Source organism: Bacillus sp. LSHTCR4, from assembly GCF_057197025.1.
This window is the reverse complement of sequence record NZ_JBXUNO010000002.1, coordinates 893,578-911,834: the sequence shown is the minus strand read 5'-3', so window position 1 is coordinate 911,834 and position 18,257 is coordinate 893,578. Positions and strand designations below refer to the sequence as shown.

The following is an 18,257-nucleotide window of genomic DNA, read 5'->3' as shown; positions in this document are numbered from 1 at the left end:
AGGGTGATATTCCCATTATCTCCTTATCCTGAGCTTACACCATCCTCAGTTCGCTATATAAGGTATGAAAAAGGTACTTATCCCTATCTTCGTTTTTCTTAATAAATATGTTGTTTAAAATTATATGTAATAATGAGAAAAACGTCAAGCTTACACTGTTTCTTCTTTTTTCAACAGCTCGTCTACTTCGTCTTCTAACTCAATTAGTTTATCCCAATCATCGTTGTTTAACATTTCAAGCTGTGTTTCTAATAACATACGGAAACGAGTGCGGAATACTTTCGCTTGTTTCTTTAGCTCTTCAATATCAAAAGCAACTTTTCTTGATTTTACTAACGCTTCGTTAATAATACGGTCTGCATTCTTTTCAGCTTCACGTACGATTAATTTTGCCTCTTTTTGCGCATTACGTTTCACTTCTTCCGCTGCTTCTTGTGCAACAACGATAGATTTGTTTAACGTATCTTCAATATTAGAAAAATGATCTAACTTCCCTTCTAATTGCGCAACTTTTTCTTCTAAAGCTTTTTTCTCACGAATGACTAATTCATAATCTTTGATAATTTGATCAAGAAACTCATTTACTTGATCCTCATCATAGCCACGGAATCCGCGACCAAATTCTTTGTTATGAATATCTAATGGTGTTAACGGCACAACGCCACCTCCAAGTAGTTATCTAAATTTCCTCTTTCAATTATATCTTTTCTTCGACAAAATAGGAGGATTTCCTTCTAAAAAACCAATCATTTTAGTATACCATACAAAATTCTCCATTTGTCGCGCTTTGTTCTACCTTCGACAGAAAACAATTTACTACGCCCATATCCTCTCACTGAAAAAACATCTCCTGGATAACATTCATAAGAGGTTTGCTCCACTGTTTTCCAATTCACTTTTACTAAACCATTTTTTATGAGAGGTTGTACTTTTTGCCTGGATATATGTAACATTTCAGCTAACATAACATCTAAACGAAGTGAAGAAACCGTTCCAGATTTCTCTCCCCACGTTTCTTGTATCTGTAGAATTTTTTCTCCTTGCACTGGTGATAAGGAGACTTTTACTTTTCCTATAGATTGTAAGTTCATCTCAATATAAGATACAACTTCTTTCGCAACTACAATTTGGGCACGATCTTCTTGAAGCAAAATATCACCACATTTTTCTCTCGTTAAACCGAGAGACATAAATGTACCTAATATTTGCCTATGCTCTAGCGTATAAAACTTGGAAGGATAGTCAATTTCCAATACTTCTACTTGAAATTCCTCTTCATTTACTACTAGGTAGTCCGGATAAATGAGTGCTCTTTTGCGCTCTGCTTGAGACGTTGCACCATCAAATTGTACAGCAACATCTCCTTGTCCTATTACCATAGTGACAATTTGTTGTTGTCTTGGATCAAGAAAGTCTGTTAACTTCACTTGATGGTACTCCGCTGCTCGCTTCCACTCTAATACTTTATCCACAAAGACTACTTCATCAGGTCTAAAATGCTCGTAGATGCTCATTCATCTAACCTCTTACTATAAGAAATAGCCGAATAAAGTTACTAAACCACTTGTAGCAAGTTTCAACGCAAAAATCGCAACGAGTGGTGAGATATCAATCATACCAAGCGGCGGAATGAATCTGCGAAATGGTTCTAAATATGGTTCACAAATACGCGCAAGAAAATCTCCGAAAGTTGATTCCTTTGCACCTGGGAACCATGATAGGAGAATGTAAATAATAAGTGCCCACGAGTATATCTCGATAGCAGTAACTAAAAGCCTTAAAACTGTTTCCATGGCGTATTACCACCTCTTTATATTTGTGTCTTCTTCTTCACCGAATAACTCTGAAATTGCACCAACAATATCTACATTTTCAGGCGTGCACATAAATGTTTTCGGTCCTATTTTTTGAATGTCCCCGCCTATAGCGTATACAGTACCACTTAAAAAGTCAACGATACGTACAGCTTGATCAGTAGACATTCGTTGTAAATTAATTACAACAGCTCGTCTACCTTTTAAATGGTCCGCAATTCCTTGCGCTTCCGAATATGTGCGTGGTTCTAATAAAACAACTTTTGAAGATTGCTTTGCTGTTTCAATGCTCACAACATTTTGTTTCGGTTGCGCTTTTGGAAACGTAACATCTTGTTGTTCTGGCGGATCTTGCTGCTTCTTCATGTCTGTTTGCTCCTTTTCATAACTATATTGAGCTGCTTCTTTTTCTTCCGGTGTATCAAAAAAGAAGTATTTTACTTTTGACCAACTCATAATAAGATTCTCCTTCCTTTTACGCTTTTCCTACTAAAATCGTCCCCAAACGAATATATGTAGCACCTTCTTCAATTGCAATGGTGTAATCATTAGACATTCCCATTGATAATTCTTTACATGGCGCATGTAATAATTCTAGCTCCTGCACCTCTGTTTGCAGCATACGTAACTCCTTAAAACAGCGTCTGATTTCTTCCTCTTCTTCTGTAAACGGAGCCATTGTCATTAGTCCAACCACTTCAATCTTATCCAATTCTTGCAAACTTTGAATAAAAGAAACGGTTTCTTCTATTGCCAATCCTTGCTTCGATTCTTCAGATGATGTTTTCACTTGAATAAAACATTTCACTTTCTTATCCGCACGTTTTTGAATTTCTTTTGCAAGTGAAAGACGGTCTAATGAATGTAAATAATCGATTTCATTAATGATTTCTTTTACTTTTCTAGTTTGTAATGATCCAATAAAATGCCAATTCACTTTTGAACCGAAATGTTCGTACTTCTGTAAGAAACCTTCATTTCTATTTTCACCTAAATCGATAATTCCAGCTTGAATTACTTCGTTTGTTTTTTCAATTCCTACCGTTTTTGTAACCGCAACGAGTTTAATATCTTGCAACGAACGTCCCGCTCGTACGCAAGATTGTTTAATTGATTCGTTTACAGTTGTTAAATTTGTTTGTACTGTCACTTGCTTTCTTCCTCCTTAAAACCTATGAAACTCAACATTCTCCCCGTCTTACCTTGATCACGGCGATGAGAGAAAAACAGTTGCTCTTCACAGCTTGTACAAAGAGATGACATTACAATATTCTCTTCTTTTATACCTACTTGTAAACACAATATACGATTAATTTCTTTTAAATCAATTGCATACTGTCCGTCAGAAATTTTTTTATAAGGGACAGAACCGTTTACTACTTGCTCTGCTGCTGTTAATACTCGATCATCAACAACGTAACAACAAGATCCAATTGCTGGTCCAATTGCAACATGAATTTCATCACTTGAAATCCCTTCTGCATTCCATTTTTGAATCATTTCTTTTGCAATCTCTTTTACAGTCCCTTTCCATCCAGCATGCGCAAGTCCTATCATACCATGTGATGGTGCATAAAAATAGAGTGGAACACAATCCGCGTAACAAGATGTTAGAAGAACATCATTATTAGTCGTATAAATGCCATCTGTTTTTGAAATGCCGTCTTCATATGAATAAACGCCACTTCCTTTTTCCTGTTCTCCTACTTTTTCAACATGATGATCATGAACTTGTTCAGAGCAAATCCAGTTTTCTAACGGTTTTTGTAACTTATTTGCTAAAATGCGTCTATTTTCATGAACGTTCTCCACAATATCATTCACATGTAATCCTAAATTCATCGCATGAAAGGAGCCCGTACTTATCCCACCATCTTTTGTCGTAAATCCAGCAGTAATGTTCCCAAGTTCTTTCCACGCTTGTAAATACAGTATACCGTCCACATATTTAAATGGCTCTCTCATAATAGCGGCTCCTTTTAATTAAAATAACATAAAAAGCATGGTACTTCCTGTCTATTTTACCATACTTTTATTTTTTCATAATCCTAACAGAAAAAAAAGAGGAATTTGTAATATTCTTTATGAAATTGTCGGTGTTTGTATTGATTCTGTTACAGAATTAACAGGATTTACTCTAACAAGTATGACATCTTCCCCAATTTTCACAATTTCTTTCCAAGGAATTACAATTTCTACGTCTTTCCCAAAAATCCCTAACATACGTGCCTGTTTGGAAATAATAATAGACTCGATCTTCCCTGTGTTCATATCAATTTCGATATCTCCAATATTCCCAAGCCTTTTTCCGTCTGAAACATTTATTATATCTTTCGTCTGCAATTCCGAAATTCGTATCACTTTCATCCTCTCCCTTATATATGACGAATCGAAAAAACATTGTTTCTCAAATTAACAGGAAGCACCCTCTTACCAACCTCATATTATTTTCATTATATGAAAACAGCTACCCTACTATGAGCGCAAACAAACTATATTGCATATAAAAAGGTCTCACCATAAATGGTGAAACCTTATCCTTGAATCGTCTTATTCATTTGTTTAATAGCTGATTTCTCTAAACGTGACACTTGTGCTTGAGAAATCCCAATTTCTTCTGCAACTTCCATTTGTGTTTTCCCTTGGAAGAAACGTTTGCGAATAATCATTTTCTCACGATCATTTAAACGCTTCATTCCTTCTTTTAGTGCTAACTCTTCAACCCACTGCTCGTCCTTTTGTTTTTCATCACTTAACTGATCCATAACAAAGATAGGATCTCCCCCATCGTTATAAATCGGCTCAAATAATGAAACTGGATCTTGAATTGCATCTAAAGCAAAAACAATTTCTTCATGAGTCACTTCAAGCACTTTTGCAATATCCATTGCTGTTGGTTCTTTTGAATTTTCTGCAATCAATTTTTCTCTTACTTGTAACGCTTTGTACGCAATATCTCGTAATGAGCGAGATACGCGAATCGGATTGTTATCACGCAAATATCTGCGTATTTCCCCAATAATCATCGGCACAGCATACGTTGAAAATTTTACATTTTGGCCTAAATCAAAGTTATCAATGGATTTCATAAGTCCGATACAACCAACTTGAAATAAATCGTCAACATATTCTCCTCTGTTATTAAATCTTTGGATGACGCTCAGTACAAGACGTAAGTTTCCATTCACTAATTTCTCTCTTGCGCTTATCTCTCCACTTTGCATTTCACGAAATAATTTACGCATTTCATCATTTTTTAGTACGGGAAGTTTAGCTGTATCAACACCGCAAATTTCTACTTTGTTTCTCGTCAAAGTGTTCCCTCCTATCGGGAGTTGCTGTACAGTGTAAAGTATTTCCTTTGAAGGGGATTTTATGCATGCGGTTTTCTCTTCATTTTTCATTTTAGTTGTCCTTCCTCATACAACTAAAATGAATAAGACCAGCCTAGATAACGGCTGGTCTTATTCTTTACACCATTTTATTAAATTCTTTTCGTAATCTTTTTATGATTCTTTTTTCTAAACGCGAAATGTATGACTGTGAAATCCCAAGCATATCCGCTACATCTTTTTGTGTCTTTTCCTCCCCTCCAGCAAGCCCAAACCTAAGTTCCATAATTTGTTTTTCACGATCATTTAATTGATGTAATGCTTTCATTAGAAGATGACGATCAACCGTAGCTTCTAAATCTTTTGTAATAATATCATCGTCTGTCCCTAATACATCTGATAATAAAAGTTCATTCCCGTCCCAATCGATGTTAAGCGGTTCATCAAAAGAAACTTCTGAACGATTTTTATTATTCCGGCGTAAATGCATTAAAATTTCATTTTCGATACAACGTGATGCATATGTTGCTAACTTTATTTTCTTTTCTGGATTAAATGTATTGACTGCTTTAATAAGGCCGATTGTTCCAATACTAATTAAATCTTCAATATTTATCCCTGTATTTTCAAACTTTCTTGCTATATATACGACTAGCCGTAAGTTGCGTTCAATTAGTAACGATCTAGCTGCCTGATCTCCTTTTGGCAATTTATTTAAAAGAACTTCCTCTTCTTCTTTCGTTAACGGTGGTGGCAACGCTTCACTTCCACCAATATAATAAATTTCATCGGTCTTAATTCCTAATTTCAACAATACTTTATACCAAAGGTATACTAAATAAAATTTTAATTTCATCATATTATCCCGCCTCCCATTATTAAGCAATTACCATTTTTTGCGAAATTAACATTTTCGGATGCACAATACATTGATACTCTCCATTGGTTGACAACTGTTGTGTATTCAATCCAATCAATACTTTGTTCACGACAATAGAACTACCTTCATGATAAATTTGTACACTGTCTGGCTTAATTGCCCATAAAAATTGATTCTCTACTCCTACTGCTCGGAAAGGAATTAAGCGTAATTTTGTCGCCCAACCAGAATCATTTTCTGGTATTTGAGGAATTTCTGTTTTGGAATAAATTTGTTCTGTTAACCAAGTTGGTAAACAATGTTCTAATGATGAAATATGCATAATCATAACAGGTGTTTTCGTTAACGGGTCGTAAAGTTGATTCCCACTATCAATTAAACCTGCGAGTTCTAGTTCCTCTTCAGCTAATTGAATTTTCAATTTCACAATTTGATCATAGTGTATTTTCGTGACCTCTACGCTTTCAATACGCTTTTTAGAAAAATAATAAATGACTGGAAAACCAAAAATAACAAACAACCAACTAATTGGATCACCGTAAGAAATTGACTGAGATTGAACCAATCCATTTACCATTTCATTCGTTTGCAAAAAGAAATGAGTGCCCATTAACCCTCCGCCAACCATAAAGGTTACAAAATAAAAAGTAAAAACGGTTTGTGCATAATTTCTAAATGTTGTAAACCCAAATGTTGTATACACAATAAGTAACGAGTACAGTAGTTTCATAATTGGATGTGTCATCATAGAAGCAAAAGGAGTAAAGGCAAAAATAACAATGGTTGAACCTATAAATGCCCCTAACACAAGCCTCCATCTTTTGATCTTCTTTTTTAACACGGTAGCTGTTAATAAAAGTAAAAGAAAATCAATGCAGGCGTTTAACAACCAAACAACGTCGGCGTAAACAACCAAACAATTCACCTCTTTTTTTAAGTTGAGACTAGTATAATGCATATCCAATAGGAAAGTGTGTCAATTTGCGGAGGTGTTTTTTTGTTATTTTGTGCTTTCTAGACATAATCTGTCGGTAAAAAATAAAAATATATGTTTCATAGAATGCTATATTTTTTTACTTACATATAAAGTGAAACTGTAATCACCATGCACCAACCGTGCTGTCCGGCAAAGAGCGGGATAGATTGAAATATATAAAATAAAAAAAGACCTGCTTAGCAGATCTTTTCCTTGTATAAAACAAAAAAGGAGCATGAATGCTCCTTTTTTTTTATCGTCTACGACGATTACGTAAGAATGCTGGAATATCGATATCATCTGAATCTGAATGACGCTCATGTACAACCGGCTCTTCACGCTTCATTTCACGTTTTACTTCACGTTGTTTTGGTGGTTGAGCAACTGGCTGTTGCTGTTGTTGCGTGTGATTCACATTCGGACGGATAATTGGTTTTGGTGGTTGAGTTGCAATTGTATCATCAAAACCAGTTGCAATTACAGTTACAACGATATCATCTTTTAATCCTTCATTAATAACCGAACCGAAGATCATATTCACTTCTGGATCTGAAGCTGAAGCTACAATGTCTGCCGCTTCTTGTACTTCATATAAGCTTAAGTTAGCTCCACCAGTAATATTCATGATAACGCCTTGAGCTCCATCAATAGATGTTTCTAATAATGGACTAGAAATCGCTTTTTTCGCAGCTTCAGCAGCACGATTTTCTCCATTACCAGAACCAATACCCATTAAAGCAGAACCTCTATTAGACATAATTGTTTTTACGTCTGCGAAGTCTAAGTTAATTAAACCTGGTGTTGCAATTAAATCAGAAATACCTTGAACACCTTGACGTAATACGTTATCTGCTTCACGGAATGCCTCTAACATTGGCGTGTTTTTATCAACAATCTCTAATAAGCGATCGTTTGGAATTACAATAAGTGTATCTACATTTTCTTTAAATGCCGCAATACCAGATGCCGCTTGTGTTGCACGCTTACGTCCTTCAAATGTAAATGGACGTGTTACAACACCAACTGTTAATGCACCTAATTCTTTTGCTACTTGAGCAACAACTGGAGCTGCACCAGTTCCAGTTCCGCCGCCCATACCAGCAGTTACGAATACCATATCAGCACCACGAAGTGCTTCTTGGATCTGTTCTTTACTTTCTTCTGCAGCTTTTTTCCCTACTTCAGGGTTTGCACCTGCACCAAGTCCACGTGTTAATTTTCCACCAATTTGCATTTTTGTTTCAGCTTTTGATAGATTTAATGCTTGTGCATCAGTATTCACAGCGATAAAGTCTACACCTTGTACACCGTGTTCAATCATACGGTTTACAGCATTGTTTCCGCCACCGCCGACACCGATAACTTTTATATTCGCTAATTGATCTTGAGTAGTATCAAACTCTAACATGTCGAAATCCCCCTAGAACCTCATTTTTCGTGTCCAATTTTAATCCCATAAATAACGGAATACACGTTTTACTTTTGACATCATACGGTCATCATTTTGATTATTATTGTTTTGATTACGCGTTTTTTGTTTCGCAGGTTGCTGTTGTACCGGCGTTGGAGCTGGTGCTGGTACTGGTTCAAAATGCTCTTGCTTTTCCTGCACATTTTTCCCACGTAATTTAGCTTTTTGATAAGAATGTTTAATTAATCCTACTCCACTTGTATATTGGGGCTCACGCACACCAATATAATCAGGAGTTGCTATACGAACATTTTCATGTAAAATATCATATGCAAGATCAAGAACACCTGGCATAGAAGCAATTCCACCAGTTAATACATAACCAGAAGCCACTTGCTTTACTCCTAACTTACGCACTTCATCTTGAACAAACATTAAAATTTCCTCTACACGAGCCTCTATTATATCCGATAATTCCAACTGAGAATATTGTTCTGTTTGATCGCTTCCCATAATAGGAACCGTAAACATCTCTTCTTCAGACGCTGTATCATAAAAAGCATGTCCATATTTCAACTTAATTTGATCTGCATTTTCTGTTGAAGTTTTCAACCCAATCGCAATATCCTTCGTTATATGGTCTCCACCTAATGGCAATACGCTCGTCGCCTGTAACTCTCCATCTTTAAAAATAGATAAAGTTGTAGAGCCTCCCCCCATATCAACAAGGGCTACTCCTCTATTTTTTTCATCTGAAGATATAGCAACTGTTGCAGCCGCTAAAGGTTGAAGACAAATATCAACAATTTCAAGACCTGCTTTTTCTACACAACGAAGTAGGTTATGTAGTAAAGTTCTCGAGCCTGTAATAAGTGTACCTTCCATTTCTAATCTTACACCGATCATCCCGCGCGGATCGTTAATCTCGTCAAGACCGTCTACAATGAACTGTCGAGGTACCACATCAATAAATTCACGTTCTGGAGCAATTGACACAACTTGTGCTGCATCTAGAACGCGTAAGACATCTTCATTCCCGATTTCACGATCTTCATTTGAAACAGCGACTACTCCGTGACAAGGAAGTAGCTGTACCTGGTTTGCATTGACACCTACTACAACTTGCTCAATGTGGATACCCACCATGCGCTCAGCTTGCTCAATTGCTTTTTTAATTGATCGAACAGTCTCGTCTATATCAACTATCGATCCCTTCTTTAAACCATTTGATTTTACATTTCCAACACCTATAATGTTTAAGCTGTCATTAACCATTTCACCAATGATGACTTTAACATTGGATGTACCGATGTCAAGACTAACATATATTTCATTGCTGTTCATTCTTTGGCACCTCCTTCTTTATTTATACCATACAACTCAATATATGGAACAACAATCGCAACTTTACTATTTATAAGAAAAATATTCAACGTCTTTATACGTTTCCCTTTTTTAACCCTATATTTTTCTTATTTTTATTTAACATTCATTTAAGAATATCGCAGTAAACTGTGAATAACTGCTTATCTTGAAATAATTCCATTTCAAGTGTAAAGATTACCGCCAAGTATAAGTCTACACTAAGATGTACTCATAGAAAAGTGAAACTTGTACCAATCCTAGTATGAATCTAAGAATTTTTACATCTTTTTCATCAAATGAACCATTCTTGTAAATTCAGACGCATATAGCAGAACATTCGTTTTGTTTTTTCTACAATAACGTAGTGAACACTATCTTTCTATTCTTTTTTTTCTTCCGCCCCTAATTCTTTCGTATATGCCCCTACTTCTAAGTCAATTAATACCTTTTTACCCGGCTCAATTGTTTTTAAGATAAGTGGATAAGCTTCCATACGTTTTGCGAAATTTTGAATCGTAGTGCTCACTTCATACCCTTCATTCATATATAAAGTAAGGTGGTCTTCATTCGCATTCGTCGGTGAATAACGAATTTCAGAAATAGACCTTAAAATAGTTGGGGTTAATTTTTCAAGCTCAGCAATTAACTCCTTCATTTTTTCCTCTTTAAAAGGTTCAAAAATTGGCGCTGCAACAGGAAGTTTTCCGTTTGGGAGTACATCAAGTGTTTTCCCATTCTCTAATAACGGTTGTAATTTCCCATCTTTGTTTATATAACCAATCGTTAAATATTCTTCAATATGAACGTCAATTTTATTTGGAAAACGTTTCTTTACATTTACTGCTTTAATTTCTTTTCGCTTCGTTAAGTTTTCTTCTGCTTTATGTGCTGTCACTCGGAAATAACTTGTATCATATGTCACACCTGATTCCTTCATCACTTGTTCATCTGTCATATAATGATTTCCAAACACGCTTATCTTTTTTATGTTGCTAAGCGGAGACCGAAAATAAATTAAAAAAAGCACTAATAAAAATAAAATTGATATGTATAAAATCAACCGATGATTAACATTTTTCTTGTTTTTTTTCTGTTGATTTTTCAACTTTGGTACACGATCCTGTAGTTTAATCACTTTACTATTTTTCATGTACGATCCCCCTACGTAACATAAAGAACGGCATGTTCCTCATGCCGTTCTTATCTTCTTATTATAACATAAATGATAATGAGCGGAACGAATAACCGTTATCTTCCAATGATTTCTACTTCTGTATGCATTTCTACGCTAAATTTATCCTTGATTGTTTGTTTTACTAATGCTATTAAAGATAATACATCTTGCGCACTAGCACCACCAGTATTAATAATAAAGTTCCCATGCATTTCAGAAATTTGAGCTCCACCTATTTGATAACCACGAAGCCCCGCTTTTTCTATTAAATCTCCTGCAAAGTATGGAATTGGATTCCGAAACACACTTCCTGCACAAGGATGATTCCATGGCTGTGTTTCACGGCGGTAATCTTTATTCTTTTGCATGACACTTACAATCCCCTCACGCTCTCCTATCTGCAATTGAAGCTCAGCTTCCAAAACAATACCAGGACGTTTCGTTTGCAATACAGATGTACGATAGGAAAACTCCATTTCTTCATGCGTTAACCAGTCAATTGTTCCGTCTTCAAACAAAATAAGAGCTTTTGATAATATGTTTGATATATCTGATTTATGTGCTCCTGCATTCATATACACTGCACCGCCAACACTTCCTGGAATACCACTTGCGAACTCCAGACCGGCTAATCCTTGACGACTAAGTAAAGTTGATAATTTAATAAGGGGATACCCACCACCAACTCTTACTCTATGTTTTTCGACTTCTAAGTGGTCTAATCCTTCTCCTAAACGAATAACGACACCTTCTATACCTAAATCAGATACAAGAAGGTTCGAACCACGACCAATTACAGTCCACTTTGTTTTATATTTCTTTACTAACTGTAACGTTTTTTCAATACCGGCAACATGCTTTGGCACAATTAAAATATCAGCTGGTCCACCTATTTTCATAGTGGTATAACGTGCTAACGGTTCATCCACTAACACGCGACCAACATTTGCTTCTATAAGCTCATTTACTAATTGCTCCATAAACAATCTCCCCCATACTAAGCATCCTTATTACAGTAGTATGCAGGGCGTTCACCTAACGTTATTTTTTTACAAGCTTATTCATTACTTCATACAGCTTATTCGCTGCATCTGGAATACCTAATTGCCCAGCAGCAAGCTTCATGTTTTGTAATGTTTGTGCATCTAATAAAATCTCATCAATATCACGAATAAGTGTTTCAGCTGTTAAATCCTTTTCAAGCAACATTTTTGCTGCTCCTTTATCGACAACAGAACGTGCATTTTTTTCCTGATGGTTATTTGTTACGTAAGGACTCGGAATTAACACACTTGGCTTCCCTAACGCTGTTAATTCTGCAAGTGTTGTGGCCCCAGCTCTTGAGACAACAAGATCTACACCTGTAAGTACTTCTGGCATATTATGAATGAAAGGTTTAATAATAACATTATTCGGATTCCCTTTTTGCTTCACTGCTTCCATAACTTTGTCGTAATGAACTTCACCTGTTACATACAATATTTCGTAACTTTTATTTCCGAACTGTTCAATTGCCTCTACGAAAGCATCGTTAATTGGTCTAGCCCCACGGCTTCCACCAAAAATAAGCACGGACTTTTTAGGAAGAGATAAACCTACTGAACGTTTTCCTTTCATTCCATTTTGATCCATTACTTCTGACGCTCGTGGATTTCCTGTCATGACCACTTTTGATTGTGGAAAATGTTCTGCAGCCGCTTCAAAACAAACGGCAACTTTATCAACATAGCGGCTTAAAAATTTATTCGTTACACCAGGTACACTATTTTGTTCATGTACAATAGTTGGAATACCTAATTTTGCCGCAGCATATACAACAGGTCCACATACATATCCACCCGTTCCAATTACAATATCTGGATTAAAACGACGAATATATCGTTTACTATCTTGTACACCTTTTAGGAAACGCATCACCGTTTTCACGTTATCTAACGATATTTTACGCTTAAATCCACTTATAACAATAGATTGAAACGGTATACCTGCTTTTGGCACGATTGTGCTCTCTAATCCATTCTCCGTACCAATATATAAAAACCTTGCTTCCGGATTCAATTTTTTTATTTCTCTTATTAAAGCAAGAGCCGGATAAATATGACCTCCTGTGCCCCCACCACTTACTAATACACGCACTACTAACTCCTCCGCTTCTCTTTTTCTTATTACAGTCGTATTTATTTCTATATACATCTTGTTTCTTCGTACACATACGAAAAACCCTGTCTTATAAAACAGGGTTTAGTAGCGAGAATGGCGACTTATATTTAATAATACACCTACTGCCATTAACATTAAGGTCAAACTTGATCCACCATAACTTAAAAACGGCAAAGTAATACCTGTAACAGGCATCAATCCTGTTACAACACCAACATTAATCATTACTTGAATCGCAATCATCGCCACAATACCTACTGCTAAAAACGTACCATATAAATCTGGCGCTCCTAAAGCTATACGAATCCCACGCCATAATAATAGACTAAATAATAATAACACAAATGAACCACCAATAAAACCTAATTCCTCGGATAAGATTGCAAATATAAAGTCTGTTTGCGGTTCAGGTAAATAAAGAAACTTTTGTCTACTTTGTCCAAGTCCAAGCCCGAATAATCCACCCGGTCCAATTGCGAGTAACGATTGAATAATTTGAAATCCACTTCCAAGCGGATCTGACCACGGGTCTAAATATGATGTTATACGTTTCATCCGATACGGTGCTGATGCAATTAGCCCTACAAATCCTGCTACACCAAGCAAACCAAACATTGCAAAGTGAAAGACCCTTGCTCCCGAGATAAATATCATAATGATACATGTCCCAACCATTACCGTTCCTGTACCAAGGTCTGGCTGTAACATAATCATTCCGAATGCAAGAAATACAAAACCTAGAGCTGGTAGTAAACCACGTTTAAAAGAGGTAATTAATTTTTGTCGTTCCGCTAAAAATTTCGCTAAGAAAATAATCATCGCAAACTTCATAAATTCGGACGGTTGAATGGAAAATGCTCCGATTCCAATCCAACTTCGTGCTCCTCCTCGAACAAGACCTACTCCAGGAATAAGAACGAGAATAAGAAGAATGAAGCAAACTAGCAAAATTACTTTTGAATACGTACGCCACACCCAATAATCAATTTTCATAATAAAAAACATAGCCACTACACCAAGACCTGCGAATAGCAATTGCCTTTTTGCAAAAAAGAATGAATCCCCCATTTTATAAGAGGCCCAAACCGCACTCGCACTATACACCATAATCATTCCGATTGTTAACAACGCAAGTGTAACGATGATGAGAATAAAATCAGGCGTTTTCTTCATTACCCATAAACACCACCTCTTTAGGCAGAAACTTTTGCCCTATGTAACAAAACATCAGTAGGTGTTAGCCTACTGATGTTTTGATTTACTTTATATAAGTTTATGCACAGCTTGTATAAAAATGTCTCCTCTTTCTTCAAATGTTTTAAATTGATCCCAGCTTGCACATGCTGGAGAAAGAAGAATTACATCGCCATCTGTAGAATGAGCATAAGCTTTCACTACCGCTTCATCTAAAGTATCGACACTTTCAATTGTCTCTAATCCTGCTTTTTCTGCAGCTCTTACTAATTTTGGAGCTGTTTGTCCAAATGTTACAATTGCTTTAACATTTTTGAAATACGGAATTAAATCATCGAATTCATTCCCACGATCAAGCCCACCTGCTAATAACACAATCGGTTGTGTAAACGCAGATAAAGCTTTCTCTGTCGCTAACATATTCGTTGCTTTTGAGTCATTATAAACCTTACGGTTGTTAATAGTTGTTACATATTCTAAACGATGTTTAACACCTGTAAAACGTTTTAACACCGTCGTAATCGCTTCATTAGAAACACCCAATAATTTTGCGATACTCATCGCAGCTAAAATATTTTCTAAATTATGTTGACCAGGTAAAACGATATCGCCTACTGCAACAACTTTCTCACCTTTAAAATAAAGAGCATTATCTTTTATACACGCACCATCTTCAATTTCTTTCGTTGTTGAGAATAGTACTTTTTGACCTTTACTATAAGCAGATAAAGCCATCACATCTGCATCATCTGCATTTATTACACTATAATCATTTTCTGTTTGGTTTTTAAAAATATTTGCTTTTGCTAAACCATATTCTTTCTTCGTCCCATGATAATCTAAGTGGGCCTCAAATAAATTTAAAAACGCAGCAATTTTAGGTTGGAACAATTCTACTCCCATCAATTGGAACGATGAAAGTTCTGTAACTACAACTTCATTTTCTTTCGCATCCTGTGCAACTTCACACGCTACAGTTCCAATGTTCCCTGCAATTACGGGATGCTTCTGTCCTTCTTTTAGCATTTCAAATGTAAGCATTGTCGTCGTCGTTTTACCGTTAGACCCCGTAATCCCAACAAATGGTGCTTCTGAAATACGATATGCTAATTCAACTTCCGTAACAATTGGAATTTGCTTTTCTTTCGCAGCAACTAATATTGGATTAGAATACGGGATTCCTGGATTTTTTACTACAAGAGAAATATTTCTCTCTAATAATTCTAAAGGATGACCACCGCATACAACGTCCATTCCTTTTGCTTGTAATTCTGCAGCAAGTACATTCTCTGCTAAAGGCTTTCCGTCATTTACAATAACATTTGCCCCTAACTTCTGTAACAATGTAGCTGCTGCATAACCACTTTTTGCAATGCCTAATACAAGAATATTTTTATTTTGAAATTCAGTTACAGTTTTCAATTACATCCACACCCCGATATAAATTCCTAACACAGCTAATAAAAATCCTACAGACCAAAACGTCACAACGACACGCCACTCTGACCAACCACATAATTCATAATGATGGTGTAGTGGGCTCATTTTAAAGACACGTTTTCCTGTTGTTTTAAATGAAATGACCTGAATAATAACCGATAAAGTTTCCATTACGAATACTCCGCCAATGATTACAAGTAGCAATTCTTGTTTTAATAAAATCGCTACAGCTGCAATGGCTCCACCTAAAGCTAATGAACCTGTATCTCCCATAAACACTTTTGCTGGATTCGCATTGAATACTAAAAATCCAAGTACAGCTCCTACAACTGCCATACAGAAGATGGCTACTCCAAATTGCTCTTGTGCTACAGCAATAATACTAAATGCTCCAAATGCAATAGCAGCAGTTCCTGATAATAAACCATCTAAACCGTCAGTTAAGTTAACTGCATTTGATCCACCAATAAGCATAAATAGTACAAGTACAAAATACGCCCAACCTAATTCAAACTTAACATCCGTTCCCGGAATCATGATGTATGTGTGGAACGCTTGCCCTTTTCCAATTAAAAAGAACGCAATAGCAATAACAAGCTGGCCTACTAATTTTTGTTTTGATGTTAAACCAAGATTTCTCTTCTTAACTACCTTTATGTAGTCATCTAAAAATCCAATCAATCCGTAACCAAACGTCACTAATAGTAATAACGAAACCTCTGCACCTAGACGATTAAACTTAATCGCCATAATAAGTGAAGTTACCATCATAGATACGTATATGACGATACCACCCATCGTCGGGGTCCCTGATTTTTTTTGATGTGACTTTGGTCCCTCATCACGAATACTCTGTCCGAACTTTAATTTTCTTAAAAACGGAATAAACAATGGCGAAAGGGCAACAGAAATTAAGAATGCTACCCCAGCCGTTACTAATAAACCTTGCTCAAGCACATGTAGTCCTCCTCTCACGTTGTTACTCTTCGTTGTTTAAACGCTCTGTAATTGCTTCTTTAGCGACTTCACGATCGTCAAAATGATGAACATCTTTACCAATAATTTGATATGTTTCATGACCCTTACCAGCAATAATGACAATATCTTCTGCTTTCACGTTAGCAATTGCATGGTATATCGCTTCTTTTCTATCAATAATTACTTCATAATTATTTCCATTTGCACCATGTACCATATCATCTAAAATAGCTCCTGGCTCTTCACTTCTTGGATTATCTGAAGTGTAAATTGCGTGAGTTGCATATTGTGTTGCAACACTTGCCATGATTGGTCTCTTCGTTCGATCTCTATCACCGCCACAACCGACGATGCAATATACGTCACCTTTTGCAAACTGCTTTGCTGTTTTCAATACATTTTCTAAACTATCTGGTGTATGTGCATAATCAACAATAACTGTATAATTTTGTCCACCATCTACTACTTCAAAACGTCCTGGAACTCCAGCTAGTTCCTTTATTACATCAATGATTGTTTCTAAACTTACACCAGAAACAAGTCCTGCTGCTGTTGCAGCTAGTACGTTATATACATTAAATTTCCCAATTAATTTCATCGTAACATTTACACTCTCATACGGTGTTACAAGCGTAAATGTAGTTCCACCACTTGTCATAACGATATCTTTGGCCATAACATCACTTGTTGTATCAATTCCATACGTTACAACAGTTGCTGCAGTACTTCTCATATATTCCGCCGTTACAACATCATCATTATTTAGTACCGCGTATTTTTCACGATTATGATTATAACTATTGCCAAGTTGTGCAAATAGCAACCCTTTTGCATGTTTATATTCTTCCATCGTTTTATGATAGTCTAAATGATCTTGTGTTAAATTTGTAAACACTGCTACATCGTAATCACATCCGTGTACACGGCCAAGATCTAAAGCATGTGACGAAACTTCCATTACTGTGCTATCCACACCGTGTTCAACCATTTTTGCAAACGTCTGTTGAAGTGTTAGTGCATCTGGCGTTGTATTTTTCACCTCAAATGTTTCATCACCGATTTTCATATTAATCGTTCCAATTAGCCCCGTTTTATGACCATGTGCGCGCATAATCTCATCCATAATATGCGATGTTGTTGTCTTTCCATTTGTACCTGTAATACCGATTAAATGTAACTTGTGTGTTGGTTGACCATAAAAATAATCAGCTAAAACCGCTAACGAACGAAAAGTATTTTTCACAAGTACAACTGGAACGTCAACATCAATTGGTCTTTCCGCAACAATAGCAGCCGCTCCTTGTGCCGCTGCTTGCTTAGCAAAATCATGGCTATCAACCGTATACCCTTTCATACATACAAATAAGCTTCCCTCTTTCACTTTACGTGAATCAGCTTCTATAGATGTGATTTCTGGATTTTCTTTTGGAACAACTGGAAAATCATGCAAACATGATACAAGTGTATGCAACTTCATTTCACTAAACCCTCTCTACATTGTGTATTTATCTCTTTTATTAATAAGCAACACGC

The 18,257-nt window shown here is 36.1% G+C and carries 19 protein-coding genes and 1 other annotated feature (1 of these 20 running past the window's edge); all 19 genes read right to left on the bottom strand.

Going from position 1 to position 18,257, the window contains the following annotated elements:
• Positions 1 to 99 (bottom strand) — a binding site (T-box leader); it reaches 126 nt to the left of the window's first position.
• Positions 100 to 150: 51 nt separating this feature from the next.
• The 19 genes from divIVA to murE all read right to left on the bottom strand — a co-directional run bounded on the left by divIVA (position 151) and on the right by murE (position 18,201).
• On the bottom strand, positions 151 to 657 hold the full coding sequence (divIVA, locus tag AC2CGR_RS18585) for a septum site-determining protein DivIVA (protein ID WP_001131611.1): 507 nt from the start codon (positions 655 to 657) through the stop codon (positions 151 to 153).
• A gap of 89 nt (positions 658 to 746) precedes the next feature.
• On the bottom strand, positions 747 to 1,514 hold the full coding sequence (locus tag AC2CGR_RS18580) for a YlmH family RNA-binding protein (protein WP_042875455.1): 768 nt from the start codon (positions 1,512 to 1,514) through the stop codon (positions 747 to 749).
• Between the two features lie 15 nt (positions 1,515 to 1,529).
• Positions 1,530 to 1,793, bottom strand: coding sequence for a YggT family protein (locus tag AC2CGR_RS18575; protein WP_000450918.1), 264 nt, complete (start codon positions 1,791 to 1,793; stop codon positions 1,530 to 1,532).
• Between the two features lie 6 nt (positions 1,794 to 1,799).
• Positions 1,800 to 2,270, bottom strand: a complete 471-nt coding sequence (locus AC2CGR_RS18570) for a cell division protein SepF (RefSeq protein ID WP_000119136.1) — start codon at positions 2,268 to 2,270, stop codon at positions 1,800 to 1,802.
• Between the two features lie 19 nt (positions 2,271 to 2,289).
• Positions 2,290 to 2,964, bottom strand: coding sequence for a YggS family pyridoxal phosphate-dependent enzyme (locus tag AC2CGR_RS18565; protein WP_087966298.1), 675 nt, complete (start codon positions 2,962 to 2,964; stop codon positions 2,290 to 2,292).
• The gene (gene pgeF / locus AC2CGR_RS18560) at positions 2,961 to 3,779 is read right to left on the bottom strand and encodes a peptidoglycan editing factor PgeF (protein WP_087966296.1); all 819 of its coding nucleotides are present in this window, start codon (positions 3,777 to 3,779) and stop codon (positions 2,961 to 2,963) included. The genes AC2CGR_RS18565 and pgeF overlap by 4 nt, the downstream gene beginning before the upstream one ends.
• Positions 3,780 to 3,896: 117 nt before the next feature.
• Positions 3,897 to 4,181: a YlmC/YmxH family sporulation protein gene (locus tag AC2CGR_RS18555; protein ID WP_087966294.1), complete on the bottom strand. Its 285-nt coding sequence runs from the start codon at positions 4,179 to 4,181 to the stop codon at positions 3,897 to 3,899.
• Positions 4,182 to 4,348: 167 nt separating this feature from the next.
• Entirely contained in the window at positions 4,349 to 5,128 is a 780-nt protein-coding gene (sigG, locus tag AC2CGR_RS18550) for an RNA polymerase sporulation sigma factor SigG (RefSeq protein WP_000197753.1), read from the bottom strand.
• A 157-nt stretch (positions 5,129 to 5,285) separates the two neighbouring features.
• Entirely contained in the window at positions 5,286 to 6,005 is a 720-nt protein-coding gene (sigE, locus tag AC2CGR_RS18545; RefSeq protein ID WP_000976948.1) for an RNA polymerase sporulation sigma factor SigE, read from the bottom strand.
• Between the two features lie 19 nt (positions 6,006 to 6,024).
• On the bottom strand, positions 6,025 to 6,942 hold the full coding sequence (gene spoIIGA, locus AC2CGR_RS18540) for a sigma-E processing peptidase SpoIIGA (protein WP_131100679.1): 918 nt from the start codon (positions 6,940 to 6,942) through the stop codon (positions 6,025 to 6,027).
• A gap of 313 nt (positions 6,943 to 7,255) precedes the next feature.
• Positions 7,256 to 8,410 (bottom strand): cell division protein FtsZ, encoded by a 1,155-nt coding sequence (gene ftsZ, locus AC2CGR_RS18535; RefSeq protein ID WP_000888991.1) that lies wholly within the window; start codon positions 8,408 to 8,410, stop codon positions 7,256 to 7,258.
• Positions 8,411 to 8,449: 39 nt separating this feature from the next.
• Positions 8,450 to 9,757 carry a cell division protein FtsA gene (ftsA, locus tag AC2CGR_RS18530; RefSeq protein ID WP_001087553.1) on the bottom strand — a complete coding sequence of 436 codons (1,308 nt, stop codon included), beginning with the start codon at positions 9,755 to 9,757 and terminating at the stop codon, positions 8,450 to 8,452.
• 400 nt (positions 9,758 to 10,157) lie between these two features.
• On the bottom strand, positions 10,158 to 10,928 hold the full coding sequence (gene divIB / locus AC2CGR_RS18525; RefSeq protein WP_000798232.1) for a cell division protein DivIB: 771 nt from the start codon (positions 10,926 to 10,928) through the stop codon (positions 10,158 to 10,160).
• A 98-nt stretch (positions 10,929 to 11,026) separates the two neighbouring features.
• A complete protein-coding gene (gene murB, locus AC2CGR_RS18520) occupies positions 11,027 to 11,932 on the bottom strand; it encodes a UDP-N-acetylmuramate dehydrogenase (RefSeq protein ID WP_087966289.1) in 906 nt (301 codons plus the stop codon).
• A gap of 61 nt (positions 11,933 to 11,993) precedes the next feature.
• Positions 11,994 to 13,088 carry an undecaprenyldiphospho-muramoylpentapeptide beta-N-acetylglucosaminyltransferase gene (gene murG, locus AC2CGR_RS18515; RefSeq protein WP_001265416.1) on the bottom strand — a complete coding sequence of 365 codons (1,095 nt, stop codon included), beginning with the start codon at positions 13,086 to 13,088 and terminating at the stop codon, positions 11,994 to 11,996.
• Between the two features lie 105 nt (positions 13,089 to 13,193).
• Entirely contained in the window at positions 13,194 to 14,285 is a 1,092-nt protein-coding gene (spoVE, locus tag AC2CGR_RS18510) for a stage V sporulation protein E (protein WP_000753510.1), read from the bottom strand.
• A 90-nt stretch (positions 14,286 to 14,375) separates the two neighbouring features.
• On the bottom strand, positions 14,376 to 15,728 hold the full coding sequence (murD, locus tag AC2CGR_RS18505) for a UDP-N-acetylmuramoyl-L-alanine--D-glutamate ligase (RefSeq protein WP_131100681.1): 1,353 nt from the start codon (positions 15,726 to 15,728) through the stop codon (positions 14,376 to 14,378).
• Positions 15,729 to 16,703, bottom strand: coding sequence for a phospho-N-acetylmuramoyl-pentapeptide-transferase (gene mraY / locus AC2CGR_RS18500; protein WP_000893059.1), 975 nt, complete (start codon positions 16,701 to 16,703; stop codon positions 15,729 to 15,731).
• Positions 16,704 to 16,725: 22 nt separating this feature from the next.
• Positions 16,726 to 18,201, bottom strand: coding sequence for a UDP-N-acetylmuramoyl-L-alanyl-D-glutamate--2,6-diaminopimelate ligase (murE, locus tag AC2CGR_RS18495; protein ID WP_087966285.1), 1,476 nt, complete (start codon positions 18,199 to 18,201; stop codon positions 16,726 to 16,728).
• Positions 18,202 to 18,257 lie beyond the last annotated feature (56 nt).

Bases quoted from the DNA above. Each gene is read 5' to 3' on its own strand.
- pgeF (WP_087966296.1), bottom strand. From the start codon at position 3,779: ATGAGAGAGCCATTTAAATATGTGGACGGTATACTGTATTTACAAGCG.
- murB (WP_087966289.1), bottom strand. From the start codon at position 11,932: ATGGAGCAATTAGTAAATGAGCTTATAGAAGCAAATGTTGGTCGCGTG.
- spoVE (WP_000753510.1), bottom strand. From the start codon at position 14,285: ATGAAGAAAACGCCTGATTTTATTCTCATCATCGTTACACTTGCGTTG.
- AC2CGR_RS18570 (WP_000119136.1), bottom strand. From the start codon at position 2,270: ATGAGTTGGTCAAAAGTAAAATACTTCTTTTTTGATACACCGGAAGAA.
- AC2CGR_RS18580 (WP_042875455.1), bottom strand. From the start codon at position 1,514: ATGAGCATCTACGAGCATTTTAGACCTGATGAAGTAGTCTTTGTGGAT.
- ftsA (WP_001087553.1), bottom strand. From the start codon at position 9,757: ATGAACAGCAATGAAATATATGTTAGTCTTGACATCGGTACATCCAAT.
- divIB (WP_000798232.1), bottom strand. From the start codon at position 10,928: ATGAAAAATAGTAAAGTGATTAAACTACAGGATCGTGTACCAAAGTTG.
- sigE (WP_000976948.1), bottom strand. From the start codon at position 6,005: ATGATGAAATTAAAATTTTATTTAGTATACCTTTGGTATAAAGTATTG.
- AC2CGR_RS18575 (WP_000450918.1), bottom strand. From the start codon at position 1,793: ATGGAAACAGTTTTAAGGCTTTTAGTTACTGCTATCGAGATATACTCG.
- AC2CGR_RS18555 (WP_087966294.1), bottom strand. From the start codon at position 4,181: ATGAAAGTGATACGAATTTCGGAATTGCAGACGAAAGATATAATAAAT.
- murE (WP_087966285.1), bottom strand. From the start codon at position 18,201: ATGAAGTTGCATACACTTGTATCATGTTTGCATGATTTTCCAGTTGTT.
- ftsZ (WP_000888991.1), bottom strand. From the start codon at position 8,410: ATGTTAGAGTTTGATACTACTCAAGATCAATTAGCGAATATAAAAGTT.